This window comes from Streptosporangium sp. G11, assembly GCF_051192615.1.
Taxonomy (GTDB): Bacteria; Actinomycetota; Actinomycetes; order Streptosporangiales; family Streptosporangiaceae; genus Streptosporangium.
On record NZ_JBPJUQ010000071.1, the window covers coordinates 14,142 to 39,548 of the forward strand.

General features: G+C 70.3%; 28 protein-coding genes. 16 read left to right on the forward strand and 12 right to left on the reverse strand.

The genetic code is table 11. The annotated features are described in order from the left end of the window. Positions 1 to 21: 21 nt before the first annotated feature. Together ACSDR0_RS39770 and ACSDR0_RS39775 are read left to right on the forward strand one after the other, a co-directional pair. Complete coding sequence (locus ACSDR0_RS39770) at positions 22 to 492, forward strand: MarR family winged helix-turn-helix transcriptional regulator (RefSeq protein WP_435294127.1); 471 nt, start codon at positions 22 to 24, stop codon at positions 490 to 492. A 161-nt stretch (positions 493 to 653) separates the two neighbouring features. Next, on the forward strand, positions 654 to 1,106 hold the full coding sequence (locus ACSDR0_RS39775) for a MarR family winged helix-turn-helix transcriptional regulator (RefSeq protein ID WP_435294128.1): 453 nt from the start codon (positions 654 to 656) through the stop codon (positions 1,104 to 1,106). On the opposite strand, the gene ACSDR0_RS39780 is transcribed toward ACSDR0_RS39775, so the two are convergent. Next, positions 1,103 to 2,038 carry an anti-sigma factor RsbA family regulatory protein gene (locus ACSDR0_RS39780; RefSeq protein ID WP_435294129.1) on the reverse strand — a complete coding sequence of 312 codons (936 nt, stop codon included), beginning with the start codon at positions 2,036 to 2,038 and terminating at the stop codon, positions 1,103 to 1,105. The two genes, ACSDR0_RS39775 and ACSDR0_RS39780, sit on opposite strands and share 4 nt — an antisense overlap. Before the next feature lie 275 nt (positions 2,039 to 2,313). Between ACSDR0_RS39780 and ACSDR0_RS39785 the strand changes: the two genes are divergently transcribed. Continuing rightward, positions 2,314 to 3,291 (forward strand): NAD-dependent epimerase/dehydratase family protein, encoded by a 978-nt coding sequence (locus ACSDR0_RS39785; protein ID WP_435294130.1) that lies wholly within the window; start codon positions 2,314 to 2,316, stop codon positions 3,289 to 3,291. 171 nt (positions 3,292 to 3,462) lie between these two features. Here ACSDR0_RS39785 and ACSDR0_RS39790 read toward each other — a convergent pair whose 3' ends face one another. Then, complete coding sequence (locus tag ACSDR0_RS39790; protein WP_435294131.1) at positions 3,463 to 3,816, reverse strand: DUF3140 domain-containing protein; 354 nt, start codon at positions 3,814 to 3,816, stop codon at positions 3,463 to 3,465. A 357-nt stretch (positions 3,817 to 4,173) separates the two neighbouring features. Continuing rightward, on the reverse strand, positions 4,174 to 5,511 hold the full coding sequence (gene glyA, locus ACSDR0_RS39795) for a serine hydroxymethyltransferase (protein ID WP_435294132.1): 1,338 nt from the start codon (positions 5,509 to 5,511) through the stop codon (positions 4,174 to 4,176). Positions 5,512 to 5,806: 295 nt separating this feature from the next. Between glyA and ACSDR0_RS39800 the strand changes: the two genes are divergently transcribed. The 5 genes from ACSDR0_RS39800 (at position 5,807) to ACSDR0_RS39820 (ending at position 12,065) form a co-directional block, all read left to right on the forward strand. Beyond that, positions 5,807 to 6,415 (forward strand): TetR/AcrR family transcriptional regulator, encoded by a 609-nt coding sequence (locus ACSDR0_RS39800; protein ID WP_435294133.1) that lies wholly within the window; start codon positions 5,807 to 5,809, stop codon positions 6,413 to 6,415. Between the two features lie 303 nt (positions 6,416 to 6,718). Further along, positions 6,719 to 8,452: an ABC transporter ATP-binding protein gene (locus tag ACSDR0_RS39805; protein ID WP_435294134.1), complete on the forward strand. Its 1,734-nt coding sequence runs from the start codon at positions 6,719 to 6,721 to the stop codon at positions 8,450 to 8,452. Between the two features lie 104 nt (positions 8,453 to 8,556). Beyond that, positions 8,557 to 10,467, forward strand: a complete 1,911-nt coding sequence (locus tag ACSDR0_RS39810; RefSeq protein WP_435294135.1) for an ABC transporter ATP-binding protein — start codon at positions 8,557 to 8,559, stop codon at positions 10,465 to 10,467. A gap of 372 nt (positions 10,468 to 10,839) precedes the next feature. Then, positions 10,840 to 11,178: a PadR family transcriptional regulator gene (locus tag ACSDR0_RS39815; RefSeq protein WP_435294136.1), complete on the forward strand. Its 339-nt coding sequence runs from the start codon at positions 10,840 to 10,842 to the stop codon at positions 11,176 to 11,178. Continuing rightward, complete coding sequence (locus ACSDR0_RS39820; protein ID WP_435294137.1) at positions 11,175 to 12,065, forward strand: hypothetical protein; 891 nt, start codon at positions 11,175 to 11,177, stop codon at positions 12,063 to 12,065. The genes ACSDR0_RS39815 and ACSDR0_RS39820 overlap by 4 nt, the downstream gene beginning before the upstream one ends. Before the next feature lie 72 nt (positions 12,066 to 12,137). Here ACSDR0_RS39820 and ACSDR0_RS39825 read toward each other — a convergent pair whose 3' ends face one another. Further along, a complete protein-coding gene (locus ACSDR0_RS39825; protein ID WP_435294138.1) occupies positions 12,138 to 12,485 on the reverse strand; it encodes a YciI family protein in 348 nt (115 codons plus the stop codon). A gap of 169 nt (positions 12,486 to 12,654) precedes the next feature. On the opposite strand from ACSDR0_RS39825, the gene ACSDR0_RS39830 reads away from it, so the two are divergent. The 3 genes from ACSDR0_RS39830 (at position 12,655) to ACSDR0_RS39840 (ending at position 14,686) form a co-directional block, all read left to right on the forward strand. Then, positions 12,655 to 13,533 carry an NAD(P)H-binding protein gene (locus ACSDR0_RS39830; protein WP_435294139.1) on the forward strand — a complete coding sequence of 293 codons (879 nt, stop codon included), beginning with the start codon at positions 12,655 to 12,657 and terminating at the stop codon, positions 13,531 to 13,533. Between the two features lie 121 nt (positions 13,534 to 13,654). Continuing rightward, on the forward strand, positions 13,655 to 14,089 hold the full coding sequence (locus ACSDR0_RS39835; protein ID WP_435294140.1) for a nuclear transport factor 2 family protein: 435 nt from the start codon (positions 13,655 to 13,657) through the stop codon (positions 14,087 to 14,089). Between the two features lie 225 nt (positions 14,090 to 14,314). Beyond that, positions 14,315 to 14,686 carry a ClpX C4-type zinc finger protein gene (locus ACSDR0_RS39840; protein ID WP_435294141.1) on the forward strand — a complete coding sequence of 124 codons (372 nt, stop codon included), beginning with the start codon at positions 14,315 to 14,317 and terminating at the stop codon, positions 14,684 to 14,686. Between the two features lie 24 nt (positions 14,687 to 14,710). Here the strand turns inward: ACSDR0_RS39840 and ACSDR0_RS39845 are convergent, their stop codons facing one another. Then, a complete protein-coding gene (locus tag ACSDR0_RS39845) occupies positions 14,711 to 15,361 on the reverse strand; it encodes a MarR family winged helix-turn-helix transcriptional regulator (RefSeq protein WP_435294142.1) in 651 nt (216 codons plus the stop codon). Between the two features lie 246 nt (positions 15,362 to 15,607). Here ACSDR0_RS39845 and ACSDR0_RS39850 point away from each other — a divergent pair, with 246 nt between their 5' ends. Both ACSDR0_RS39850 and ACSDR0_RS39855 read left to right on the forward strand, forming a co-directional pair. Further along, a complete protein-coding gene (locus ACSDR0_RS39850; protein WP_435294143.1) occupies positions 15,608 to 16,153 on the forward strand; it encodes a carboxymuconolactone decarboxylase family protein in 546 nt (181 codons plus the stop codon). 70 nt (positions 16,154 to 16,223) lie between these two features. Further along, the gene (locus ACSDR0_RS39855) at positions 16,224 to 16,904 is read left to right on the forward strand and encodes a type 1 glutamine amidotransferase (protein WP_435294144.1); all 681 of its coding nucleotides are present in this window, start codon (positions 16,224 to 16,226) and stop codon (positions 16,902 to 16,904) included. 169 nt (positions 16,905 to 17,073) lie between these two features. Here the strand turns inward: ACSDR0_RS39855 and ACSDR0_RS39860 are convergent, their stop codons facing one another. After that, the gene (locus tag ACSDR0_RS39860) at positions 17,074 to 18,090 is read right to left on the reverse strand and encodes an alcohol dehydrogenase catalytic domain-containing protein (RefSeq protein ID WP_435294145.1); all 1,017 of its coding nucleotides are present in this window, start codon (positions 18,088 to 18,090) and stop codon (positions 17,074 to 17,076) included. 199 nt (positions 18,091 to 18,289) lie between these two features. On the opposite strand from ACSDR0_RS39860, the gene ACSDR0_RS39865 reads away from it, so the two are divergent. From ACSDR0_RS39865 to ACSDR0_RS39875, 3 genes are all read left to right on the forward strand, one after another. Beyond that, complete coding sequence (locus ACSDR0_RS39865) at positions 18,290 to 18,886, forward strand: TetR family transcriptional regulator C-terminal domain-containing protein (RefSeq protein ID WP_435294146.1); 597 nt, start codon at positions 18,290 to 18,292, stop codon at positions 18,884 to 18,886. 149 nt (positions 18,887 to 19,035) lie between these two features. Continuing rightward, positions 19,036 to 19,890, forward strand: a complete 855-nt coding sequence (locus tag ACSDR0_RS39870) for an NAD-dependent protein deacetylase (RefSeq protein ID WP_435294147.1) — start codon at positions 19,036 to 19,038, stop codon at positions 19,888 to 19,890. Positions 19,891 to 20,202: 312 nt separating this feature from the next. After that, complete coding sequence (locus ACSDR0_RS39875; protein WP_435294148.1) at positions 20,203 to 20,979, forward strand: alpha/beta fold hydrolase; 777 nt, start codon at positions 20,203 to 20,205, stop codon at positions 20,977 to 20,979. A 47-nt stretch (positions 20,980 to 21,026) separates the two neighbouring features. On the opposite strand, the gene ACSDR0_RS39880 is transcribed toward ACSDR0_RS39875, so the two are convergent. The 6 genes from ACSDR0_RS39880 to ACSDR0_RS39905 all read right to left on the reverse strand — a co-directional run bounded on the left by ACSDR0_RS39880 (position 21,027) and on the right by ACSDR0_RS39905 (position 25,315). After that, a complete protein-coding gene (locus tag ACSDR0_RS39880) occupies positions 21,027 to 21,761 on the reverse strand; it encodes an HAD family hydrolase (protein WP_435294149.1) in 735 nt (244 codons plus the stop codon). Between the two features lie 96 nt (positions 21,762 to 21,857). Beyond that, on the reverse strand, positions 21,858 to 22,814 hold the full coding sequence (locus ACSDR0_RS39885) for an endonuclease/exonuclease/phosphatase family protein (protein WP_435294150.1): 957 nt from the start codon (positions 22,812 to 22,814) through the stop codon (positions 21,858 to 21,860). Between the two features lie 225 nt (positions 22,815 to 23,039). Beyond that, positions 23,040 to 23,495, reverse strand: coding sequence for a hypothetical protein (locus ACSDR0_RS39890; protein ID WP_435294151.1), 456 nt, complete (start codon positions 23,493 to 23,495; stop codon positions 23,040 to 23,042). 135 nt (positions 23,496 to 23,630) lie between these two features. Beyond that, positions 23,631 to 24,227, reverse strand: a complete 597-nt coding sequence (locus ACSDR0_RS39895) for an SMI1/KNR4 family protein (RefSeq protein ID WP_435294152.1) — start codon at positions 24,225 to 24,227, stop codon at positions 23,631 to 23,633. Positions 24,228 to 24,356: 129 nt separating this feature from the next. Beyond that, on the reverse strand, positions 24,357 to 24,701 hold the full coding sequence (locus ACSDR0_RS39900; protein ID WP_435294153.1) for a hypothetical protein: 345 nt from the start codon (positions 24,699 to 24,701) through the stop codon (positions 24,357 to 24,359). A gap of 221 nt (positions 24,702 to 24,922) precedes the next feature. Continuing rightward, positions 24,923 to 25,315, reverse strand: coding sequence for a winged helix-turn-helix transcriptional regulator (locus ACSDR0_RS39905; protein ID WP_435294154.1), 393 nt, complete (start codon positions 25,313 to 25,315; stop codon positions 24,923 to 24,925). Positions 25,316 to 25,407 lie beyond the last annotated feature (92 nt).

Below are 25,407 nucleotides of genomic sequence, written 5' to 3' on the forward strand. Positions count from 1 at the left end.
ACAACGGGCCGGGAGGCGATCGTGGCGGCCGACCCTCCGGGCTTCGAGCTCCCGCTCCGGCTCTTCCTCGGCTTCCGGGTGCTCATCGACGAGCTCCACGCGGAGCTCGCCCGCCAGGGCCATCCCGACATGCGGCCGATGCACGGCTTCGTCCTGCAGGCGATCGGTCCCGAGGGCACCACGGCCGTGGAACTCGGCCGGCGGCTGGGCGTCTCCAAGCAGGCGGCCGGCAAGACTGTCGACACCCTGGAGCACCTGGGCTACGTCGAGCGCGGCTCCGATCCGGGCGACGCCCGCCGCAAGATCGTGCGGCTCACCGAGCGGGGCGTCGACAGCCTCGTCCGGTCCGCGCGCATCTTCGAGGACCTGCGCGCGGGCTGGGCGAGGACCCTCGGCGAGGAGCGCCTGCGCGCCCTGGAGTCCGACCTGCGCGCCGTGACCCCGGATGACGTCTTCCGCCTCGACGTCCCCGGCTGGTTCGGCGGCCACTGACCGTTCGCGGGAGCGGCTAGCGTGAACGGGGGAATCCGGCGAGCGGGTCTCCACCGAAGGGAACTCCGCCGGGCGAGGTTCCCCTCATCCGGACAGCGACATCTCCGGACAACGGCATCTTCAGGCAGCAACATCATCCGGGCAGCGACAGATGGGGACTCATGGACGACCACGCCTCCTGGCCGACCGGGCGCCTGCTCCTGGTCGCCGCGCGCCTGGTCGAACGGGAATGGAACTCCGTGCTGGCCGAGCGCGGCCTCACCCACGCGGGTTTCCTCACGCTCAACGCGCTGGGCGAGGGCCCGCAGACCCAGCGGCGGCTCGCGGCGCGCACCTACGTGGAGGAACAGACGATCCGCCCCGTACTCGACCGGCTCGAACGCGACGGCCATGTCAGCAGGGAACGCGACCCGGCCGACCGGCGCCGCGTGGTGGTCACCCGCACCCCGCTCGGCGAGCGTACGTACACCGCGCTCGTGACGAGTGACGTCGTGGAGAGGATCGTCACCGAGCGCGTGGAGGACCCCGAGGCCCTGCGCGCCGAGCTCATCCGGCTGATCACCGGCATCAGGGGCGACGAGGCCGGGCGGGAAGGTCGCGAGAAGCCGGGTTAGGGAACGTCGAAGTACACGCGGACGGTGGTCCCGCCCTCCCCGGTGTGGACGCGGACCAGGTCGCCGAGAAGGTTGGTCACGAGCAGCCCCCGGGAGCCCCGCTGCCGCGAGTCGACCGGGCGGCGTCCCGCGAGGGGGTCGGCGATGTGGCCGGAGTCGCTGACGTCGAAGACGACCCGGCGGTCCTCCGTCCAGATCCGTACGACCCCGGAGCCGCCTCCGTGTTCGAGGCTGTTGGCGGCCAGCTCGCTGGCGATCAGCCGCAGGTCCTCCAGGCGCTCCCCCGACAGGCCCGTCCGCTCGGCGTGCCCGACGGTGAAGGCGCGCACTCTCCACAGGTCGTCGCCGCCGAAGGGGAGGACGTCGGCGTCCACCGGCTCGGGCAACGGCCCGCCGCACTCGCGGATGACGCGTTCCGGCGCGTAGCCGGCGCTGGTACGCGCTCCCGAGCCGTCCACGAGGACGGGGTGGGCCGCCTCGGCGAGCTCGATGATCCCGGCGTCGAGCCCGTCGACGTCGTACGGGCACAGGATGGTGGCGTCCCGTCCCGAGAAGGCGAAGTTGATCAGCGCCTCGTGCTGCAGGCACGCGTCGAACTCCGTCGGCGACCGGTCCGGCCAGACCGGCTCGCCGACGACGCGGACCCTGCGGCCGGCGTGGAGGTCGGCGAAGGCCCACAGAACGGCGGGGATGATGCGCCCGGGGTTACGGCCCACCTCCTCCATGTCGAGGAAGCGCACCTCGGCGGCGGCCTCGCCCAGCTCCGCGCGGATCAGCTTCAGGTTCCGTCCCGGCACGGCGACCGTGACCGGCTCACCGGCCTCGATGCCCTCGCGGACGAAGGGCACGGTGCCGTCCAGATACTGCCGGGCGCCCCGGTAGAACAGTGCCGGATGGACGAACGGCTCCACCTCGGCGGTCGTGGCGCTCACGGCGTCTCCATTCGATCGGGAGGGTTCCGATCCGATCAGGACAAGTATGGGATATCAGGCAGTATGGCGAGCCGTACAAGGACATCCTGCCCCCGGGGAAGGTCGCGCGTGGCCCGCGCCGGTAACCATGCCCCCTCTCACGTCGATGAATGTCACCTCGGACCGCCGGAGATACCGGTCGCACCGCCCTCGACCCGCGTTCCCCGGCCCCGCGACATCGCGGGACCCGGGGCCGTGGTGTGAGCCTCGTCACCCGGTTCGGAACAATGACGGGTATGCGAATTCTGATCATCGGCGGCACCCGGTTCGTCGGCAGGCACATCACCGGAGCCGCGATCGCGGCCGGGCACGAGGTGTCCCTGCTGCACCGCGGCCGGACGGGCCCCGGACTGTTCCCCGAGGCCGAGCACCTGACAGCCGACCGCGACGCCGACCTGTCCGTCCTGCGCGACCGGCAGTGGGACGCGACGATCGACGTCAGCGCCTACCTGCCGTCGCAGGTGACCTCGCTCTCCGGCGCCCTCTCCACCGGCCAGTACGCCTTCATCTCCAGCACCGCGGTCTACCGGACCCCGGAGACCCGGGGCTTCACCGAGGACTCGCCGCTGGCGGAGATCGACGGGCCGGTCCCCGAGACGGTGACGGCCGAGACGTACGGGGCGCTGAAGGTGTTGTGCGAGCGGGCCGCGACGGAGGCGTTCGGGTTCCCGACACTGGTCGTGCGGCCCACGTACGTCATCGGCCCGCACGACCACACCGGCCGCTTCACCTACTGGGTCAACCGGATCGCGCGGGGCGGCGAGGTCCTCGCGCCCGGCGACCCCGGCGACCCCATCCAGGTCATCGACGCCCGCGACATGGCCACCTGGATCGTCTCCATGGTCGAGGGGACGCACCCGGGCACCTTCCACACGGTCAGCCCTTCCCCGCCGTTCTCCTTCGGGGACATGCTCGAGGCGATCGCGGCCGAGGTCGGGCCGCCGGGAACCACCCTGACCTGGGTCGGGCAGGACTTCCTGCTCGCCGAGGGCGAGACCGGCCGGTCGCTGCCCCTGTGGTCCGAGGGCGATCCGTGGATGTCGGTCAACACCGCCGACCCCGCCGCCGCCCGCGCCGCGGGGCTCGCCCCACGGCCCCTGGGACAGTCGATCCGCGAGATCCGCGAGGCGGAGTCGTCCTTCTCGACGGACGCCACCATCACGCCCGCCAGGGAGGCCGAGCTGCTGTCCCGCTGGTCCGCACGCGGCGCCTAGGGCGGGCCCCGGCCATCGCCTTCCGCCCACCGGCGACCGGCTCCCGGCCATCGGCCATCAACCGCGAGCTCCCGGCTGCGGGCTCCCAGCCGTGGGCTCCCGGCTGCCGGTTTCCGACTGCCGGTGTCCGAACTCCGGTTTACGGCCGCTGGTTTACGGCCGCGCCCGTGGTCAGCCCCCCAGACGTGACGGCCGGAGCGGGTTGTGCCCGACCTCCAGCAGCGCCCGCCGCCGGTCGTCGTCGTCCTCGTCGACCATCCCCTCGGCCAGCGTGTCCTCGACGCGGTCGACGGCCTGCCGCATCGTCTCGACGTCGTCGGCGGTGAGGTCGGCCTTCCGCTTGCCGAGGACCTGGAGCACCTGGCGCCCGAGCGGCGGCATGGCCGCCTCGGGGCTCTCGGCATCGGCCCCTTCGGCCGACGCCGAGGCCAGGAGGAAGGCCCTCAGCTCCTCCGACGTCATGTTCACGACCTCGTGGAACTCCTGCCACACCAGGTCGAGGATCAGATCCGATTCGTCGGCCACCGTGTTCTCCTCTCATGCCGGGCCGGTACGACCACGCCCCGGACACGAACCGGCCACCGGCGAATCGGCCCTCCCGCTGGCGGGAGCGCGCGCGGCGGCGGGCGCACGGCCCGCCCTACCCCGGCTTCCATACCGCTAACACGGGCGCCGGGGCACGGGCGGGGCAAGGAGCGCCCATCGCCGGGTAAGCCCCTTCGGGCAGGGCCGCCCGCCGGTCGGGAAAACCCCTTCCGGACAGGGCCGGCCGCTGCCCGGCCAGGCCCCCTCGGACCGAACCGGCCACTGCCCGGCCGGGCCCCTCGAACAGGACCGGCCGGGCCCCCTCGGACAGGACCGGCCGTCGGTCGGCCAGGTCCCTCAGGAGGGGTTGTCCACGGTGAAGCGCACCCCGGAGAACCGGCTCCGCCACTCGGTGACCTCCGGCGCCACGGTGCCCGGGTCGACGTTCCCGTCCAGGCCCCGGGCGATGAACGAGGCCAGGTCGGGCATGTCCGCCTCGGTCATCCCGAGCCTGGCGAGCTCCGGCGTACCGACGCGCAGGCCGTTCACGTCCCCCTCGATCGCCTCCGACGGCAGGCCGATGCCGCAGGCGAGGAGGTTGGCCTCGCGCAGCCGCCGGGCGGCCCGCTGCCCGCCGCCGTAGCGGTGGGCCAGGATCGCGAACTGGTGGGAGCGGGTGCATCCGCGGTCGGCGGCGAAGACCGGGACGCCGAGGGCGAGCAGCTCGTCCGCCAGCCGCCGCGCGGTCGCGACCATCGTCCGCGCGTAGGCGGGGCCCGCGGCCTTCCAGTCGAGCATCGTCATGGCGAGCGCCGCGGTCTTGCCGGCGTCGAAGTTCGCGGTCAGCCCCGGGTAGGCGATCGCGTCGAGCCGCTGGGCCAGCTCGGCGTCGTCGGTCACGATGAGCCCGCCCGCGGGACCTCCCAGGCTCTTGTACGTGCTCATGGTGATCAGGTGGGCGCCCTCGTCGAGCGGCTGCGGCCAGGTCCTCCCGGCGATCATGCCGCACAGGTGGGCGGCGTCGAAGAGCACGCGGGCGCCGACCGAGTCGGCGATCTCGCGGATGCTCGCCACGGGGTGGTGGAACAGGTTGAGGCTGCCGCCGATGGTGATCAGCTTCGGCCGTACCCGCCCGGCGAGCTCGCGCAGGGCGTCGACGTCCACCGTGTAGCCGTCGGGCGCGACGGGGGCGGGAACGATGTTCAGCCCGTACAGGCCCGCCGCGCCCGGCCGGTGGTGGGTGACGTGGCCGCCGATGCTCGCCGGAGGGGCGATGATCGTGTCGCCGGGTTCGCAGGTGGCCATGAACGTGTAGAGGTTCGCGAGCGCCCCGGAGCCGACGCGCACCTCGGCGTAGCCCGCGCCGAAGACCTCCGCGGCCAGTTCGGCGGCGACGATCTCGATCTGCTCGATCGCCTCCAGGCCCATCTCGTACTTCTCGCCCGGGTAGCCCAGCGACGGCCGCGACCCGAGGTTGGCCGAGAGCAGGGCCTCGGCCCTCGGGTTCATGATGTTCGTGGCCGGGTTGAGGTTGACCGACTCGATGTCGTGGATGCGGTGGTTGTCGGCCACCAGCCGTTCGATCTCGCTCTGGACCGAGGAGGCGGTCTGATCCGTCACGGCCTTCAGGACGGACTGGACGCGATCCTCGGTGACGGCGGGCACCCAGGGGCGGTGGGCGAGGGCACGGGGCATCGGATGTTCTCCTGGCCGACAGGCAGACGGCTGTCGCGGTGATGTCAGGGTGTCTGCCACACGACGTTAGATCGCAGACGACGCCCGGCGCATCGGGTGAAAGACGGGCTTTCTAGCTGCTTTTTCCTACATTTGCCGGAAAAAGGCAGCGAACTCCGCCACGAAAGATCACTTCTTCCACAGGGGCCCCACCCCCACCTTTCGCACACCCCGGACCGGCGGCCCCGTGGCCCACACGACCCGACCGCATTAAATGAGTGAGCGACTCACTCACTCGATGGATAGGATGCCCGGCGTGATCTCGATCTCCCACCGGGCCGCCCCCCTCCCCCCCGACGAGCGGCGTGCGGCGCTCATCGCGTCCACCCTGTCGCTCGTGCTCGCCGAGGGCCCCGATGTGAGCACCCGGCAGATCGCGCAGGCTGCGGGCGTGGCCGAGGGCACGATCTTCCGGGTCTTCACCACCAAGGACGAGCTCGTGGACGCGGCCGTGGCCAGCGCCTTCGCCCCCTCCCCGCTGCTGGGCGAGCTGGAGGCCGTCGACCGTACGACTCCCCTGGACGTCCGGCTCGTCGCGGCGGTCGAGATCCTGCAGCGGCGCACCGCGCGCATCTTCCGTCTGGTGGACGCGATAGGGCTGAGAGCCTTCGAGGCCGGTCGCAACCACCAGAACCTCTCCGAGGAGAGCGCCCTCATCAGGCAGGCGCTCACCGACCTGATCGAACCCGCCCGCGAGCGGCTACGGTACGAGCCGCGCGAGGCCGCGCGCCGGCTGCACCTGCTGACCATCGCGTGCACCCATCCCCGGCTCGTCGAGAGCGACCCGGTGGCCGCCTCGGAGATCGTCTCCATGCTCCTCGACGGGGTGCGCCTGCGTCCCGCCGCCCCCGAACCGCTGCCCTGACGCCCCCGGCGCCAGAACCGCCTGACGCCCCCCGGCGCCTCCCCGACCTCCAGAACCGCCGCCCCAAGGCCCCCGGCAACCCGAGAACCCCACGACCCCGACCTTCCGATCCCCCGACCTCCCGATCCCCGGCCTCGATGTCCTCCTTGACCTCAACCGAGGTTCACATCGCAGTCTGATCCTCACCACTCCCCTGGAGGAGATCCCCATGATCCCGGTTACCGGGGCGACGGGCGAGACCGGCCGGCGGCCGGATCTCCGGCACGACGCCCCTCGCCCGGCCACCCCACGTAAAGAGTCCTCATGCTGACCCGCCTGCTCCGCACGTACCTGCGCCCCTACTCGTGGGCGCTGACCGCCGTGGTGGTGCTGCAACTGGTCGGCACCATCGCCTCCCTGTACCTGCCCAGCCTGAACGCCGACATCATCGACCAGGGCGTCGCCACCGGCGACACCGGATACATCCTGTCCGCCGGCGGCTGGATGCTGCTCGTCTCCCTCGTGCAGATCGCCTGCTCGATCGCGGCGGTCTACTACGGCTCCCTCGCGGCCATGGGGTTCGGGCGGGACGTCCGCTCGGCCGTCTTCCACCAGGTCGGCGGGTTCTCCGCCAGGGAGGTCTCCCAGTTCGGGGCCCCCTCGCTGATCACCCGCGGCACCAACGACGTGCAGCAGGTCCAGATGCTCGTCGTGATGACCTGCACGATGCTGGTCGCCGCTCCGATCATGGGCGTCGGCGGCATCGTCATGGCGCTGCGTCAGGACCTCGGCCTGTCCTGGCTCATGCTGGTCTGCGTCCCCGCGCTGCTGGTGTCGATCGGCCTGATCATCGTCCGCATGGTCCCCCAGTTCCGCGCGATGCAGGACCGCATCGACCTGGTCAACCGGGTGCTGCGCGAGCAGCTCACCGGCATCCGCGTGGTGCGCGCCTTCGTCCGCGAGCGCGAGGAGACCCGCAGGTTCGCCGACGCCAACCAGGCGCTGACCGACACGGCGCTGCGCGTCGGGCGGCTGACCGCCCTCATCTTCCCCACCGTGATGCTGATCCTCAACGTCTCCAGCATCGCCGTGCTCTGGTTCGGCGCCGCGCGGGTGGACAGCGGCGAGATGCAGATCGGCGCCCTCACCGCGTTCCTCATGTATCTGATGCAGATCCTCATGTCGATGATGATGGCCACCTTCATCTCGATGATGATCCCGCGCGCCGCGGTCTGCGCCGAGCGCATCGTCGAGGTGCTCGACACCGAGTCGTCGGTGACGCCGCCCCGCGACCCCGTACGGCAGGTGAGCGAACGCGGTGAGCTGGAGATGCGCGACGTGGAGTTCCGCTACCCGGGCGCGGCGGCCCCGGTGCTGTCCGGCATCTCCTTTCGCGCGAGCGCGGGAAAGACCACCGCCGTCATCGGCAGCACGGGCTCCGGCAAGACGACCCTGATCTCCCTGATACCCCGGCTGTTCGACGCCACCTCCGGCACGGTGGCGGTCGACGGCGTCGACATCCGCGACCTCGACCCCCAGACGCTCTGGACGCGCATCGGCCTGGTGCCGCAGAAGCCGTACCTGTTCAGCGGAACCGTCGCGAGCAACCTGCGGTACGGCAACCCGGACGCGAGCGACGCGGAGCTGTGGGAGGCGCTGGAGGTCGCCCAGGCCCGCGACTTCGTCGAGGCGATGCCGGAGGGCCTGGAGGCACCCGTCACGCAGGGCGGCACGAACGTGTCCGGCGGGCAGCGGCAGCGGCTGGCCATCGCCAGGGCGCTGGTCAGCAAGCCCGAGATCTACCTGTTCGACGACTCGTTCTCGGCCCTTGACCTGGCCACCGACGCGCGGCTGCGGGCGGCACTGCGCCCGCACACCGCCGAGGCCGCCGTCATCATCGTCGGCCAGCGGGTCTCCACCATCGCCGACGCCGACCAGATCATCGTCCTGGACGACGGCGTGATCGTCGGCCTGGGAACCCACGACGAGCTGCTGGATTCCTGCCCCACGTACCTAGAGATCGTCGAGTCCCAACTAGCCGCGGAGACCGCAGCATGAGTGACCGGCCCATGACGACCACGCAACCGCGGCCTCCGGCCGGAGGCGGAGGCTTCGGCAGAGGCCCCTTCGGGGGGACCGCCGGGATGCCCGCGGAGAAATCGATGACCTTCGGGCCGTCCGCGCGGCGGCTGATGCGGCGCCTGGACCCCGACCGCCCGAAACTCCTGGCCGTGATCGCCCTCGCCGTGACCAGCGTGGTGCTGAACGTCGTCGGACCGAAGATCCTCGGTCACGCGACGGACGTGATCTTCGCCGGGGTGATCGGCAGGCAGCTGCCCGCCGGGACGACCCCGGAGCAGGCGATCGCCGCCGCCCGCGCGGCGGGCAACGACAACTTCGCCAACCTGCTCGCCGGGATGGACTTCGTACCGGGCCGGGGCATCGACTTCGGCGCGCTGGGCACGGTCCTGCTGTGGGTCCTGGGGATCTACCTCGCGGCGTCGGCCTTCGCCTGGATCCAGGGCTATCTGCTCAACGACGTGGTGCAGCGCACCGTGTTCCGGCTGCGCGAGGACGTCGAGGACAAGCTGAACCGGCTTCCCCTGCGCTTCTTCGACGGCCAGCCGCGCGGCGAGCTGCTCAGCCGGGTCACCAACGACATCGACAACGTGTCCCAGACCCTGCAGCAGACGATGAGCCAGCTGCTGACCTCGGTGCTGACCGTGGTCGGCGTGCTGGCGATGATGTTCTTCATCTCGCCGCTGCTCGCGCTGATCGCCCTGATCACCATACCGCTGTCGATGGTCGTCACCGCGCAGATCGCGAAGCGCTCGCAGAAGCACTTCGTCGCGCAGTGGGCCCACACCGGCAGCCTGAACGCCCACATCGAGGAGGCGTTCACCGGCCACGAGCTGGTGAAGGTGTTCGGGCGCCGCCCCGAGGTCGAGGAGGTGTTCAGGCAGCGGAACGAGGAGCTGTTCAAGGCCAGCTTCGGCGCCCAGTTCGTCTCCGGGATCATCATGCCGATGATGATGTTCATCGGGAACCTCAACTACGTCGCCATCGCCGTCGTCGGCGGCGTGCGGGTCGCCACCGGGTCGATGAGCCTGGGCGACGTGCAGGCGTTCATCCAGTACTCACGGCAGTTCACCCAGCCGCTGACCCAGGCCGCCTCGATGGCCAACCTGCTGCAGTCGGGGGTGGCCTCGGCCGAGCGGGTCTTCGAGCTGCTCGACGCGGAGGAGCAGGCCCCGGACCCCGCAGTCCCGGTGCCTCCCACCGTCAGGCAGGGCCGCGTCGAGTTCGAGCACGTGTCCTTCAGCTATGACCCGGAGCAGCCCCTCATCGAGGACCTGTCCCTGGTCGCCGAACCCGGGCACACGGTCGCGATCGTCGGCCCGACCGGCGCGGGCAAGACCACCCTGGTCAACCTCGTCATGCGCTTCTACGAGCTGGACTCGGGACGGATCACCCTCGACGGCGTCGACATCACCGCGATGCGCCGCGACGACCTGCGCTCGCACATCGGCATGGTGCTCCAGGACACCTGGCTGTTCGGCGGCACCATCCGCGAGAACATCGCGTACGGCAACCCCCGGGCCACCGAGGAGCAGATCCAGGCCGCCGCGCGGGCCACGTTCGTCGACCGGTTCGTACGCACCCTGCCCGACGGCTACGACACCGTGATCGACGAGGAGGGGAGCAACGTCAGCGCCGGGGAGAAGCAGCTGCTGACCATCGCCCGCGCCTTCCTCGCCGACCCGTCCCTGCTCATCCTGGACGAGGCCACCAGCTCGGTCGACACCCGCACCGAGGTCCTGGTGCAGCACGCCATGGCCGCGCTCCGCTCGGACCGCACCAGCTTCGTCATCGCCCACCGGCTGTCCACCATCCGCGACGCGGACCTCATCCTGGTGATGGACGCCGGGCGCATCGTCGAGCACGGCACCCACGACGAGCTGCTCACCGCCCGGGGCGCCTACCACCGCCTGTACTCGGCGCAGTTCAGCGGCGCCGCGGTTCTCGACGGCGACGAGCCCGCCGGGGAGGCGGTGACCACGGCGAGGAGATGATCGCGGGCCGGCCACCGAACGGATGACCGGCGGACCGTGCCGGTACGCGCCTTCCCCGCCCGTACGCACCGCCCGGTAGACGAGCCTTCCCCATCCGTGCACACCGCCCGGTAGACGAGCCTTCCCCGTCCGTACGCACCGCCCGGTACGGGTTCCGCTCGTCCCGACCGCGCCCCGCGGGTGCGGCGGCGACACCGGAGACCGGGGACGGCCGTCCGTGAGCCCCTGGAGACGTCGTCTCCAGGGGCTTTCCACGTCTTTCCCGCAGGCCTCCTCCGGGCGCGGGCCGGCGTTCCCGGACAGGCCACCCGTTTCGTCAATGTGACGACGAAGACAGCTGCACGCAGCTCGCACCCTATGTAGAGTCGCGACATGGCGGAGGTACGAATCACCACCACGGTGGGGAAGGTTCTCCGAATCTTCTTGGACGATCTCGACGCGCCCCGTTACGGCTTCGAGTTGATGAAACTGGCGGGCATGCCCAGCGGGACCCTCTATCCCGTTCTCGCGCGCCTTGAGGCGGCCGGATGGATCGAAGGTCGACGCGAGACGATCGATCCCGTGGTGGAGGCGCGTCCCGCCAGGCGGTTCTACCTGCTGACGGCCCACGGGGCCCTCGCAGCCCGCCAGGAGCTCGCCGAACTCAGTGAGCGGCTGCGCCCGCCCCCTGCCGGCAGGCGCGTCCCGCGACCCCAGGGCGGGTTCTCATGAGCCTGTTCATAACGGTGGTCGCCGGTCTCGCCGCCATCCTCGGAGCCGCCGTCGGCGATCTCCTGAGCAAGGAGATGGAAGGACAGCTCGGAAAGATCCCCTACATCCTGTTGGGGATCGCCCGGCGGCGGCTTCCGGAGAACATGCGGGAATCCCTGCACGACGACGAGTGGCATCCCGAGCTCGTGGTGATCCTCCGGGAGGAGGAGACCCGGCCCATCTCGCGTCTCGTCGTCGGGACGCGATACAGCCTGGGTCTGATCAGGCGGGCGCATCTCATCGCCTCGATCCGCGACCAGAAGACGACCTTCGTCTCCGATCACAGGCGATGGCTCACGGTGGTCGACGTCCTGCGGATCGCCGCCGATCTGTCCGTCCTGGTGGCCGGCGTGATCGCCTCCGGAGGGGCCGGGGTGCTCCTTGGACTGTTGATACCGCAGATCCTCAGCATCGGCGCCCAGAACGGACCCGGCCTCGGCGTGCTCCTCGGCACCATTCTGACGCTGGTCTTCGGAACGACCCTCGGGGTCGGGATCGGCCTCGTGCTGAACTCGGGCCTGGGGAGGATCACTCGCCGAATGCTCGTAACACGCATAGACCGGTCGAAATCCTCCACCCATGCCAAGCCCAAGGGAAGGGCGCGAGTTCAAGCCGCTCTGAACGCCTTCGCCGGAGCCCACCTCGACAACAAGTGGGGGGTTCGCGTCGCGGCCTTCTTTGGCTCCCTGGTCGGCGTGGGCCTGGGGATTCTCACAGGACTGTCATTCCCCACGGCGTGGGAGGCACTGATCCTGGGAGTGGGCTCCGTCTCGTCACTGATGATCCTGCGGATCCCCCTCGTCGTCATTCCGGAGTGGTGGCTCAAACGACTGAGCAAACGCCTTTAGCCCGATATCGGGCGATGGCTTTGAGCGGCACGTACGGCGAGCGCGGAGGCGCGTCGACGCGCGCCCGATGTTTCAGGAGGGCGCGCTCCAGACCGGTCTGACCTCGACACCGGCGCCCGTCGGGCAGTGCGCGGCGATCTCCAGGGCCTCGTCCAGGTCGGCGCAGTCGATGAGGTAGAAGCCCGCGAAATCCTCCCTCCGCTCGACGAAGGGAGCCTTCGTGACCAGCACGCCGCCATCGGAGGGGCGCAGCGTCACGGCCTCCCCCGCCGGCATCACGGCCTCGCCGGAGAACTCGATCCCGCGCGCCTCAAGGAAGCGGGCGAACGCCCGGTGCTCGTCCAGCGCGGACCCCATCTGCTCCTCCGAGACCGAGTCCCAGTAACCCTCGGGATCGAACAGCGACAGCATGAATCTCATGCGAACCTCCTCGCACCGGGCGGTCGTAGGCTCCCGTTTCCGGCATCGTGCCAGGGCACACCGACAGAACGGCCCCCGGGAGCACCCAGCCTGTTCCACGCCTCCTTGACCTCAACCAAAGGTGAGGTTGCAGGCTGGTCACGACATCCCACCGGCAAAGGAGATCCACATGATTCTGGTTACCGGGGCGACCGGCAAGGTCGGCGGGCAGGCCGTGTCCCAGCTCCTCGACGCGGGCGTCGCCGTGCGCGCGCTGACCCGCGACCCCGCGTCCACCATCTTCCCGAAGGGTGTCGAGGTCGTACGCGGCGATTTGGCCGACCCCGCCACGCTGGACGACGCCCTGGACGGGGTCGAGTCGGTGTTCCTCGTCTGGCCCACCCTCTCGGCGGACCACGCGGCACCCGCGACCATCGAGACGATCGCCAAGCACGCCCGCCGCATCGTCTACCTCTCCGCACACGGCGTTCCCGACCCGGCAGCAGGCGTGCCCGAGGAGGACCCGAACTCGATCCTCGGCTCCCACGCCCTCCTCGAGCGACTGATCGAGCGGTCCGGGCTGGAGTGGACGTTCCTGCGGCCCGGCGGGTTCGCCGCCAACACCCTGATGTGGGCCTCGCAGATCCGGGACACCGGCACCGTCCGATGGCTCCACGGAGCCGCCTCCAGGGCGCTGATCCACGAGCGGGACATCGCCGCCGCCGGGGTGAGCGTGCTCACCGGCACCGGCACCGGCACCGGCACCGGCCACGCCGGGGCGAGGTACGTGCTGAGCGGCCCCGAGGTCCTGACCCAGGTCGAGCAGGTGACCGCCATCGGCCAGGCCATCGGCCGGCCGGTCCGCTGGGAGGATCTCTCACCGGAGACCGCGCTGCGCGAGCTGCTCGACCAGGGCTGGCCGCCCGCCGCGGCGGAGGAGATGGTCGACGCGTACGCGGGGATGGTCACGTCCCCCGAGTCGGTCACCTCCACGGTGGAGGAACTCACCGGGAGGCCGGCCACCCCGTTCCGGCAGTGGGCGGCCGACCACGCCGACGACTTCCGCTGACGCACCCCGGCCGGACAGGGGCGGCTCGGGCGCGGCGGGCTCCGGACATTGACAAGGTGAGTGGCGACTCATATTTTGAGATCACAGGATCATGAGTGACCACTCACCTTAGGGGCGCACGGTGACCGAAGTAGACGAAACGGCCCTGGCGGGGCCGCGCGAGGCGTTCGAACGATTCCGGGACCACCTGCTGGCGGGGACGTCGGCCGGACTGGAGAGCTTCCTCGCCGACGACGGCGTGGTGGAGAGCCCGTTCGCCCCGCCCGGCGCGCCGCGGCGGATCGAGGGACGGGAGGCGTTCGCCGCGAGGGCCGTCCCGCAGCGGGAGGCGCTTCTGAAGCGTGTCAGGTTCACGGCCGTGCGCGATGTGGTCGTCCACGAGACGGCCGACCCGCGGGTCGCCGTCGTCGAGTACGAGGTGGAGGCGATCCGCGAGGCCGACGGCCTGCGCGCCGCGGCCCCGTTCGCGGTGGTGGTGGAGGTCCGGGACGGGCGCGTCGCACTGTGGCGCGAGTACCAGAACCCCGCGGCGATGGCCCTGCTCGCGGCGGGGTGACCGGCCGCATCCGAACATTCGGACGGTCGCCTGAAAGCCGCGAGCGAGATCCGGGCGGTCATCTGAAGGCCGCAAGCGATATTCGGGCGGTCGCCCGAAGACCGCGAGCGAGATCCGTCGAACCACTCCTCCCGCGAATCATCATTGTCAGGCCATACCTGACGGCGTAGAGTCGTGACGACTCACGTCAGGCATGGCCTGACAATCACCCCCCGGGAGGACCACATGCCGGCTCCGTCCATCGCCGACCAGGCGATCCACTGCTCTTTCTGCGCGAAGGCGGAGACCGAGGTGGCCAAGATCGTCGCCGGTCCCGGCGTGTACATCTGCAACGAGTGCGTGGGACTGTGCAGCTCCATAATCGGCGATGCGCCGGATCCCTCGACGTCCGCCGAGATCCCCTGGGCGGACACCATGACCGACGAGCAGATCCTCGACCTCCTGCCCCGCATCGCGCTGGTGAGCGCCCAGGTCGACGCCAACCTGCGGGTCTGGGTCGACCGCCTGCGTGACCGTGGCGTCACGTGGTCCAGGATCGGCGCGGCCCTGGGGATGGCGCGACAGTCGGCCTGGGAGAGGTTCTCCGGGGAGGAGTGAGAACAGGTTCCCCGGCCCCCCGATCTAGGTCGTCCAGGCGGAGGTGAAGCGCTGCCAGGCGAGCCGCTGCTGCTCGGGGGAGGCGTCGACCTGCTCGGCGCAGTCCAAGCGCAAATGCCGATCTCCGAATGGTTCGTCCAGATAGTCGCAGTGGTGAGGATTCACGGAGTCCGCGTGGACGTGCGGCTGGAAGAAGCGGCAGGTGACGCAGATGCGTTGCGGCGGGATGTCGCCGTTCTGCTGCAACGTACGGATCAGCTTGACCAGTGACCGCAGCATGGCGGTCTGTTCGCGGGAGTCGAGCGTTTCGACGGCGCCGCTCAGGAAGTCGGGCCATTCGCTCGCACGATCCGCCATCGTCTCGCCGGCCGTGGTGAGGCGTAGGGTCACGGACCGCTTGTTCGCTCCGGGCTCCTTCGCCACGAGCCCTTTGTCCACGAGTGTGCCCACGGCGTTGCTCGCGGTCGCGGCCGAGACGCCCAGGCGGGCGGCGAGGCCGCCGAGACTCGTCGGCCGCCCACGCAGCAACTCCAGGGCCTGCGCCTGGGTCGGCGTCACGCCCGCGGAGCCGGCCCCTTTCCACGCCCTGCTTCGGAGCACCGTACCGATCTTGGAGAGGCCGCTCGTCACGCGCCTCGCGACAGGCTCGCTGATCGCGTCGAAGCCCTCAGTCATATTTAGCACTCCTAACTTTGGCTTGACGTGGCACCGTCCAGCATTGATAGTACTGCTAACGGTTGATCGAGCCAAGCGTTTCCAGGCCTGCTAGCTGCGCAGACTCTGTTTGTCGTGCGCGTTCCGCGGCAGCCCTGGCGACCGGCCTCGGTCTTGGTCTCGCCGTTCGAATGTGCGTGCGCGCAGGCAGTGCACGTTCACGGCACCTCACCCATCTTTCGATGATGACGACAGGAGCACCACTCGATGTCCCGTGTCAAACTGATCGACGCTCAGAGCGCCACCGGTGAGTCCAAGCCTCTGCTGGACGACATCACCGCGACATTCGGTACGACGCCGGCCATGTTCAAGGCTGTCGCCAACTCACCGGCCGCGCTCAAGATGATGTGGGCCGGCTTCGGCGCTCTCGGCGGCGGACGCCTGGGCGCCCGGCTCGGCGAGCAGATCGCCGTGCTCGTCGCCGACCGCAACAGCTGCGAGTACTGCCTGGCCGCCCACACCGCCCTGGGCCGGAAGGCCGGTGTCTCCGCGGGGGACATGAGCCAGGCCCAGGCCGGGCACTCGCACGACCCGCGCGTCGACGCCGCGCTCGGATTCGCGGCCAAGCTGGTGGAGAACCGTGCGCAGGTGACGGACTCCGACGTCGAAGCGCTGCGTACGGCCGGTTTCGACGACGAGGAGATCGTGGAGCTGGTGGCGCACGTCGCGCTCAACCTCTTCACCAACTACATCAACGTCGCGCTGTCGGTCCCCGTCGACTTCCCGAAGGTCGCTCTGCGCAAGGCCGGCTGACCAGGTGAGGTCGGGCAGCGGACGACTCGTCTGGTGCCCGCCCGTTCTCGACAACGAAGAGGAGGCTCGTATGCACGCGGTGGTGATCCAGCACGTCCCGTTCGAGGGCCCGGGTTTGATCGCGCCGGCGCTGTCCGCGGCCGGCGCCGAGGTGCGGGTGGTACGCGTCGACCTGCACGAATCCCTGCCGGAGACGTCGCAGCTCGATGTGCTCGTGGTCCTCGGCGGACCGATGGGTGCCCTCGACGACCGCGACCACCGGCACCTGGCGGGCGAGCGGGAACTCATCGCGCGGTGCGTGCGTCAGGGCCGGCCGGTACTCGGCGTCTGCCTCGGCGCGCAGCTGCTCGCCGCGGCGCTGGGAGCAGGGGTGTCGCGCGGCCCGGCGATCGAAGTCGGCACCGGCACCGTCACGCTCACCCCGGACGGGCTGGCAGACCCGGTCTTCGGACCGTCCGGACCGGAGCTGCCGGTCGTGCACTGGCACCAGGACACCTTCGAGCTGCCGGAGCGCGGCGTGCTGCTGGCGCGCTCGGAACAGTACGCGCACCAGGCGTTCCGCGTCGGTGAGTCCTATGGTCTGCAGTTCCACGTCGAACTCGACGCCGACGCGCTCGCCCACGTCACGCCGCACCTGCCCGCGGGAACCGTCATGGCCCCCGACACCGCTCGCGCGGCGGCCTTCGCGGGTGAGCGGATGCTCAACCGCTGGGCCGGGCGCGCGCTGGCCGCGGCAGGTGACCGCCGATGACCGACGATGACCGCCGAACGGTTGCTGTCGGTCACCTCACTCCGCCGGCGTTCGGCGAGAACCTCACCATCTCCGGCGTCTTGGAGAACGACGCCGTGCTGGGCTAGGTCTACGTCATCGGCCGCCTTCGCGGGATGGATCGGCCCTCCTCCGGGTGAGACCTACCGGCTCACGCGGCCATGTCGAGGACGACGCGGAACCGGGCCTCACCGCTCAGCATCCGTTCGTACGCCTTCGGCGCCTCCGCCAGCGGCATGGTCTCGATCATCGGGCGGATGTCGTGCCGCCCGCTGAAGGCCAGGTTGTCCTCGTTCTCGATCGAGGTACCGGTGAGGCTCCCGCTGAGCGTTCGGGTTCCGAAGATGAGGTCCGCGGTGTTGACGGAGATGGGGTCCGAGGCGGCTCCGACGACCACCATGTGGCCGCGAGGCGCGAGCCCCGCGACCAGCGCCGTCATCGAGGCGCCGCTGGCGGCCGTCGCGATGATCGCGGCCGCGCCCCCGAGCTTTTGCAGAGCAGACCCCGGGTCCTCACTGGAACTGTCGATGTAGTGATCCGCTCCCAGCCGCCTCGCCAGCGCGGCCTTTTCCGTTCCCCGGGCGACGGCGGCCACGCGGTAACCGAGCTTGGCGGCGTACTGCAGGCCCAGATGACCGAGCCCCCCGATCCCCTGGACGGCCACCAGCGCTCCCGGGCGGCCGTCTATCCGCTGCAGCGCCTTGAACGTCGTGAGACCGGCGCACAGCAGCGGCGCCGCCTCGACGGAGCTCACGCCCTCGGGAACGCGTACGAGCCCGCTGCCCCTGGCGAAGACGACCTCGGCGTAGCCGCCGTCCACGGTGGTCCCCATCTGCTGCTGGTTCTCGCAGTTGACGAAGTCACCCCTTCGGCAGAGGTCGCACTCACCGCACTGACCGCCCAGGAATCCGACACCCACCCGATCCCCCACCTTCCAGCCGGTCACGCCGTCGCCCACCGCGTCGATGACGCCGACGATCTCGTGGCCGGGAACGACGGGCCGCTCCGGGTCGGCTCGGAATCCCTCGACAGCGAGGAAGTCGGTATGGCAGACCCCGCAGCTCTCGACCCGAATCCGGACCTGGCCCACGGGTGGCTGCCGGAGTTCGCGGGTCACGAGCTCGAACTTCCGCGATCCGGTGACTTCGAAGGCACGGTAGGTGGACATCGCTCTCCTCATAGGGGTTCGCAGCCTCTTCGCGGCCGTGGTGGCCGGCGAGACGGTCCCGGAGATGCTCCGGACACTTTTCAATATGACCGGTCGTCTTAAAGGTGTCAACAGTGCCGCGTCCACGACGGCCGAGGGGCCGGGCCCGACTTGACGGAACGTAAGACGACCGGACATATTGAAAGCCGAGGGGGCGACCATGGCCAGGAAGAGCATGCGCGCGGAGATCGTCGAGGCCGCGCTGGAGCAGTTTCACATCCGGGGCTACAACGCGGCCGGCGTGAAGGACATCACCGACGCGGCCGGCACTCCGAAGGGATCTTTCTACAACCACTTCGACAGCAAGGAAGCCCTGGCCGTCGTCGCCCTGGAACGCTACGGCGCGGCATGCCGCATGGAGGATCTCGCCGACAGCGACGTCGAACCCCTGACCCGCCTGCGCAGGCACTTCGAGTTCCTCCGCGACGAGACCGTGCGGCACGAATTCACGCGGGGATGCCTCGTCGGTAATTTCGCCGCCGAGATCGCCGATCGCAGCGACGTCATCCGCGCGGGCGTGCGACAGAGTTTCCAGCAGTGGGCCGCCCTGATCACGGCGGCGCTCACCGAAGCCCGGCACGCCGGGTCGGTACGCCCCGATCTCGACCCGGAGACGACGGCCCGCTTCCTTCTCAGCGCCTGGGAAGGCACCCTTGTCATGGCCCGAGCCGACCGTTCGGCGAACGCCTTCGACTCCTTCTTCACCGTCGCGTTCGACACACTGCTCGTACGGGACGGCGGCCACACCGGCGCATGACGCCTGCGCGCGGGCCGGTGCGACGGGCGGCGACGGTCACCGATTCCCTCGGCCTCGGCGGCCGTGACGCGTCCCAGGCCTTCACCGCCGCCTCTCGGCCGGGTGGCCCCGGGGCCACCCGGCCCGAGTGGGTGGGGCAGCATGGAGAGGTGAGCGACGGTACGAGCACACTGGCGGAACTGCTGGCCGAGGGCGACGTCCTGGTGCTGAGCGGGGCCGGGATATCGACGGAGTCGGGGATCCCCGACTATCGGGGGCCGGGCGGGACCCTGGCCCGGCACACCCCCATGACCTACCAGGCGTTCGTCGGCGACCCGGCGGCCAGGCGACGTTACTGGGCCCGCAGCTACATCGGGTGGCGGGCGATGAACCGGGTGACGCCGAACAGCGGCCACCACGCCGTCGCGTCCCTCCAGCGGCGTGGCCTGGTGTCGGGCATCGTGACGCAGAACGTCGACGGCCTGCACCAGGCGGGCGGCGCCCGGTCCGTCATCGAGCTGCACGGCAACCTGCGGGACGTGGTCTGCCTGGGCTGCGGCCACTCCACCCCGCGCGAGGAGCTGGACCACCGCCTGACCGAGGCGAACCCCCGGTTCGGCGCCCTGCCCACCGCGATCAACCCGGACGGTGACGTCGAACTGCCGGACGAGGAGATCGACGGTTTCCAGGTGGTCGGCTGCCGGGCGTGCGACGGAGGGATGCTGAAGCCCGACGTCGTCTTCTTCGGGGAGACCGTCCCGGCGGAGCGGGTGCGCGAGTGCTTCGCCCTGGTGGAGGGAGCGCGCCTGCTCCTGGTCCTCGGGTCGTCGTTGACGGTGATGTCGGGCCGCCGGTTCGTGCTGCACGCCGCGAAGCTCGGCATCCCCGTGGCGATCGTCAACCAGGGCCCGACCCGGGGAGACGGCTACGCGACCCTCACCATCGACGCTCCTTTGGGCACGGTCCTTCCCGAGCTGGTCCGCCTCATCGACACCGAGGCGGTGTCCACCGGCTCACCTCACTGATCCACCGGTACGAAAACCGTACGGCGGCACCGGTGCGGCCGGGACCCGAGACTCCATTCCGTAGGGAGTCGTCGGGCTCAGAAGCGCCAGAGCCGGGCTGTTCGGGCAGCCTCGTGGGCGACCTGGGCGCGGGCGGCGTGGGCGCCTCGCCCGGCTCGTCCCCACATAAACCCGGCCCAGACCGGCCCCTCCCCACATGGACCAGACTCGTCCCCGCATGGACCAGGCCCGGACCACCCGCAGGGCGGTCACGACAGGCTCCCGGCGCCGTTGTTCGCGCTGTTGAAGCGTGGTTGTGCCAACATGACCGGCATGGCGATCTTTGTCCAAGAGGCAGGCCCCTCGGACGCACCGGTAGTGGTGCTCCTGCACGGCGTGGGCACCAGCGGCTGGATGTGGACCAAGCAGGTCCACGATCTGGCCGTGGACACGCGCGTCCTGGTCCCCGATCTGCCAGGACACGGGAAGAGCAACACCCACCCGTGGGTCTCGATCGCCGACACCGCCCGCCTGGTGGCCGAGGTGATCGCCTCGCGGGCGCCGGAGGGCAGGGCACACGTCGTGGGGCTCTCCCTGGGCGGTTATGTCGGCGCGTATCTGACCGCCACCGCTCCCGAGGTGGTGACCGGTGCGATCGTGAGCGGGGTGAACGTGCTGCCGTTCCCCAACCCGGGCAGGATGCGGCTGATGGGCACGCTGATAGCGCCGCTCATGAAGTGGGGGCCGGTGCTTCGGGCCAATGCCCGCGCGCTCAACGTCCCCGCGGAGGACGTCGACGGCTACCAGAGTGCCGCGCGGGCCACCACCCGGCAGGCGTTTCGCAAGGTCAACGACGAAGCCCTCGGCTTCCGGCTTCCTGACCAGGCGAAGGAGTCGCCGTGTCCGCTCCTGGCGGTGGCCGGCGAGAACGAGCACGATCTCACCAGGCGCTCCCTGGCCGACATCGCCGCCGCGTTTCCGGCGGGCGAGGCATGCCTGGCCCCCGGGGTGGGCCACGCGTGGAACGGTGAGAAGCCCGGACTGTTCACGGCCATGATCCGTTCCAGGATCACGGGCGACCCGCTGCCCGGGGAACTCATCCCCGTGTGATCGCTCGCCGGGGACCGGCGACGGCGGGCCGTTACGGCTGTCCCGGCCTAACGGTCGCCGCTCGTCCGATCCGGCACGCCCAGCACACCCAGCACGGCCCGTACGACGGCGTCGGTGTCGGCGAGGTCCCCCAGCACCAGTTCGGGACCGGCCTCACCCAGGACGTTCGCGTCGTTGAAGCCGGTGGCCACCGCGATCACCCTCGCCCCGCCCTCCCGGCCGGCGCGGACGTCGTTCGGCGTGTCACCGACCAGCACGGTGTTGCGTGCGGTGAAGGGCTCCCCGTACTTGCCCGCGGCGCGCTTCTGCGCGAGGGCCACCAGCGCGGCGCGGTCCTCGTGGTCGGTGCCGTACGCCCCCACCTCGAAGTCCACGAAGCCCTCCAGCCCGAACACCGTGAGCTTGCCGATCGAGACCGGCTCGGTGTTGCCCGTGAGCACCGACTGCACCACGTCCTGGCGTTCCGCCAGCACCGCGAGCACCTCGCGTGCCCCCGCCAGGGCCCGGCCGCGCTCCCGCATGACGGCCTCGCGCACGACGAACGCCTCGGCGAGGGCGACGTAGAAGGAGTCGAGGAGCCGGTCCGACACCTCGACATCGTGCCTCTGGAAGATCTCGGAGACGATCGCCCGCTCGGTCTGCCCGGCCACCTTCACCGAGTGCTCCATCCGGCGGCCGGTGGTGGCGTGCAACGCGTGGTCATAGGTGTCGGCGGTGACACCGCCGGCGTCGATCAGCGTGTGGTCGATGTCCCACAGTACGAGCGTTCTCGGGAAGCTCACCGCCCGAGCATAACGAAGCCCGGATTCCCGGATCTTGACGGCTCGGCCCTTTGGAAGGGCGCCGGAGCCCGGCACGGACACCACCGCCCGGGTGCGTCAGAGGTCGACGCGGGCCATCAGCGGCAAATGGTCGCTGCCGGTGGCGGGCAGGGTCCAGGCTGCGACGGGGGTCGCCGCACGGGTCATGACGTGGTCGATACGGGCGAGCGGGAAGGCGGCGGGCCAGCTGAACCCGAACCCCCGCCGCGTCGAGACCAGCCGGGAGGTGAGCGGGTCCAGGCCACGGTCGTCGAGGGTGCCGTTGAGGTCGCCCAGCAGGACGACCCTGTCCAGCGCTTCCGAGGCGACGGCCGCCCCCAGCCTGGTGGCGCTCTCGTCCCTCCGGCCGGACCCGAAACCATCCTGCGGCCGGATACGGATCGAAGGCAGGTGGGCGACGTACACGGCCACCTCACCGTGCGGCGTCCGCGCGGTGACCCGCAGCCCGCGGTTCCAGTCGGGCCCGACGTCCGCGGGTCTGATGTCCACCGGCCGCGAGCCCACCAGGGGATACCTCGACCAGAGCCCGACGGTGCCCACCACCGCGCGGTGGGGATGGCCGGACGCGAGAGCCTCCTCGTAGACGGGCAGGGCGTCAGGCGTCAGCTCCTCCAGCGCGACGAGGTCGGCCCCGGCCCGCGCCACGGCCAGCGCGGTCCCCTCGTGGTCGGGATTCTCCTCGCCGACGTTGTGCTGGAGCACGGTCAGGTCGCCCGCCGCCTCCCTGTCCGCGGGCGGCACCCGGCCGCCGAAGACGGCGATCCAGACGGCCATGGGCAGCACCAGGGACACCGCCGCGAGGGCCGAACGGCGCAGCAGCGCCAGACCCAGCAGTACCGGAACGGCCAGGCCGGCCCAGGGCAGGAAGGTCTCCAGCAGGCTGCCGAGATTGCCCACGGTGTTGGGCACGACGGCGGGAAACGCCGTCAGCCCCGCCACCGGCACGCTGACCGACGCGAGAACCCACCCGCGCCTCCGGGGCCTCGCGGGCGCCCCGGATGTTCTGTCCGGCACGCCCCGCCCCCATGGCCGGCGCCCGGCACGACGAGCGCTCCCCTCCTCGCCGCCGGCCTTCCGATCTTCAACGCTCATACGCCCGACCGTACGGTCACCGCGGGCTGACCTGCTGACCGCGTCGTACGGAAAGGGCGGCGTCAGGGCGCCTTGGGCCACGACTTCCGGTTCTGAGAACGTGGTTCCGAGAACGCCGGGCAGGGGGCGCCGCCCGTCCGAGGGGAATCACGTCGGCAGGCGATCGGCGAGCCGCTCCAGCCCCTGCCTGATCATCTGCCCGTAGCCGTCGTCACCGAGCGCGCCGACGGCGGCACGCCCGCGGTCGAGGTGGTCGCGCGCCCGGTCGAGGTCACCGAGCCTGCGGTAGGCGTCACCCAGGTTGAGGTGCAGGGAGGGGTAGAAACCGCTCACGGAACCGGCGACGCCCGCCCGCTGGGCCCGCTCGTCGGTGACCAGGTCGGCCGCCTCCAGGGCACGCAGGTCCCAGAGCAGCTCCTCCCGCACCTCGTCCTGGACATCGGCCATCCAGTGAGCGAGGGCGCACCGGTGCAGGGGATCACCCGTCACGCCGATCTCCTCCCACAGCTCGGAGAACAGCTCGCGAGCGGCCTCTCGCTCACCTCGCTGGCCCAGCTCGACACCTTGGCCGATCCTGGCCATCATCACGTCGGGCTCGGTCATGTGGTCTCCTCAGCGGAAGGGCGACGATGTCCGGCGACTGTAACGGCCACCACCGACACAAACCGGCCCGACCGCGCCGGTCTCACCGTGGTCGCGTCGACCGGACACGGATCTGGCTCAAAGTCCGTGAAGCGATCACGGAGAGTTCTCAGAGTGCCGGCGCCATGCGATGTCGGCGCGGGTGACTCGAAGTTGTGGAGAGGTGAGTTCCAGCGCCCGGTTGTCCTTGCCGGCGTGTATGTGGTCGAGCCAGCGCTCGTACCAGCTCAGGAAGTCGGCTGCGGAGGAGACATCGGGGCCCCAGGAGCCCTCCGCGTTTCCGGTGAGAACACGACCGGTGAGTGGGCCCGTGATCGCGAGGAGGCACATGTCAGTGCAGCCCATCTCGATGATGCGCAGGAACAGGTCGCCTTCGTCTCTGTTCCGGGCGGGGCTGAAGCCGCGTGGGCCTCCTGCGGGCTTTCGCGGGTCCATGGTGTGCAATGAGCACGTTTCCAGCGCGATGAGGCCGTAAAACGGTGCTGCGCCGGTGCCGCCGAGGTGGAGAAGGAACTGCCTGTAGGCAGTGGGGAGCTCGATCCGGTGCTCGGCCTCGAACGCGGCGATGCGTGCTTGTGAAAGCTTGGGGCCGAGACGGTACTTGTGGTGCTCTTCACCGAAGGAGTGACTGCGCTGCAGCTGAAAGGGCAGCGAAGCCAGCTTGCGGTGCAGACGGGGAATGCGAGGGTCCATAAAGCTTCTTTTTTCGTCCGCCGCAGGTTACCGGACGTAGTGATCAGCCGGGCAGGTCCGGCGCGGCCCCTCTGGGTTGCCCGGCAAGACGGCCTGATGCTCCGACGAGTTCCGGTGGCATCGGTGTCCTCATGCCATCGGCTCGGTAGCGGCCAGGTCGTCGCTCACCGCGGTGAAGACGGCCAGAATCGACGCGACGACTTTGATCTCCATCGGACCGACCAGCTTCAGGAGGGCCAGTTCGGGTAATCCCCGGTGGCGTCGGACGATGGTGATCCCGTCAGGCCACGGGCGCGGTGGTTTCGGAAGGTGCAGCACTGAAATCTCGTCGACGAAGCAACCCGAGGACTCTGGAGGCTTGCTGATCGACAGGTGATACAGGCTCTCCAACGAGATGGTGATGTCCGGCCATTCCGGGCCTTGCCTGAGTCCGATTTCCAGCGCATCGCGGCCGTTGATGACGTCAAACGACATCCGGTGAATGAGGTAACCCTCGCACGATGCCAACGCCGCCCCGGCATTGCGGCACACGTTTTCGAAACCCGTGGTCGCGCTTGGTTCCCCTGACATGAACAGGCCCCCGTTTTTGTTCGGCGGGCTGCGAGCTTAGCTTCTCCGAGCCCTCTGGAAGGGACGCCCTCCCGACTCCACCCGGTGGACCAGGTGGAGCCACGACCCACACAGGCGGTGTGGGTTCACCGCTGCCGGATTTCGGCCGACGAGGACGGCCGTTGTCGCGCACCCCAGTCCCACAGCGCCTGGAGCACGGGGCCGAGATCACGCCCGCGAGAGGTGAGGCTGTAGCGCACCCGGGGCGGCCAGTCGGGCCGGCGGTGGCGATCGAGCACACCGGCCTCGGTCAGATGAGCCAGCCGATCGGACAGCACCTTGTCCGACAGCGCGGGCAGCGCCTGGCGAAGCTCGCTGAACGTACGGTCACCCCGCAGCAGCTCACGGATCAGCAGCGTCGTCCAGCGCCCGTGCAGGGCCGCCAGCGTGATCTCCACCGGACATGACGGGGTGGGTTCGGTGACGTTCGCGCGAGGGTCGTCGGGCAGGCCCGGACAACCAACCGTTTGGTGAGTCACGAAAAGGCCTCCTAGTGCAACGTTCCTGATTGAGGGTGTGGATACCAGCTGAGCTGGGGGAATGATGGTTTCAGGGGCCATCATGCCGAAGC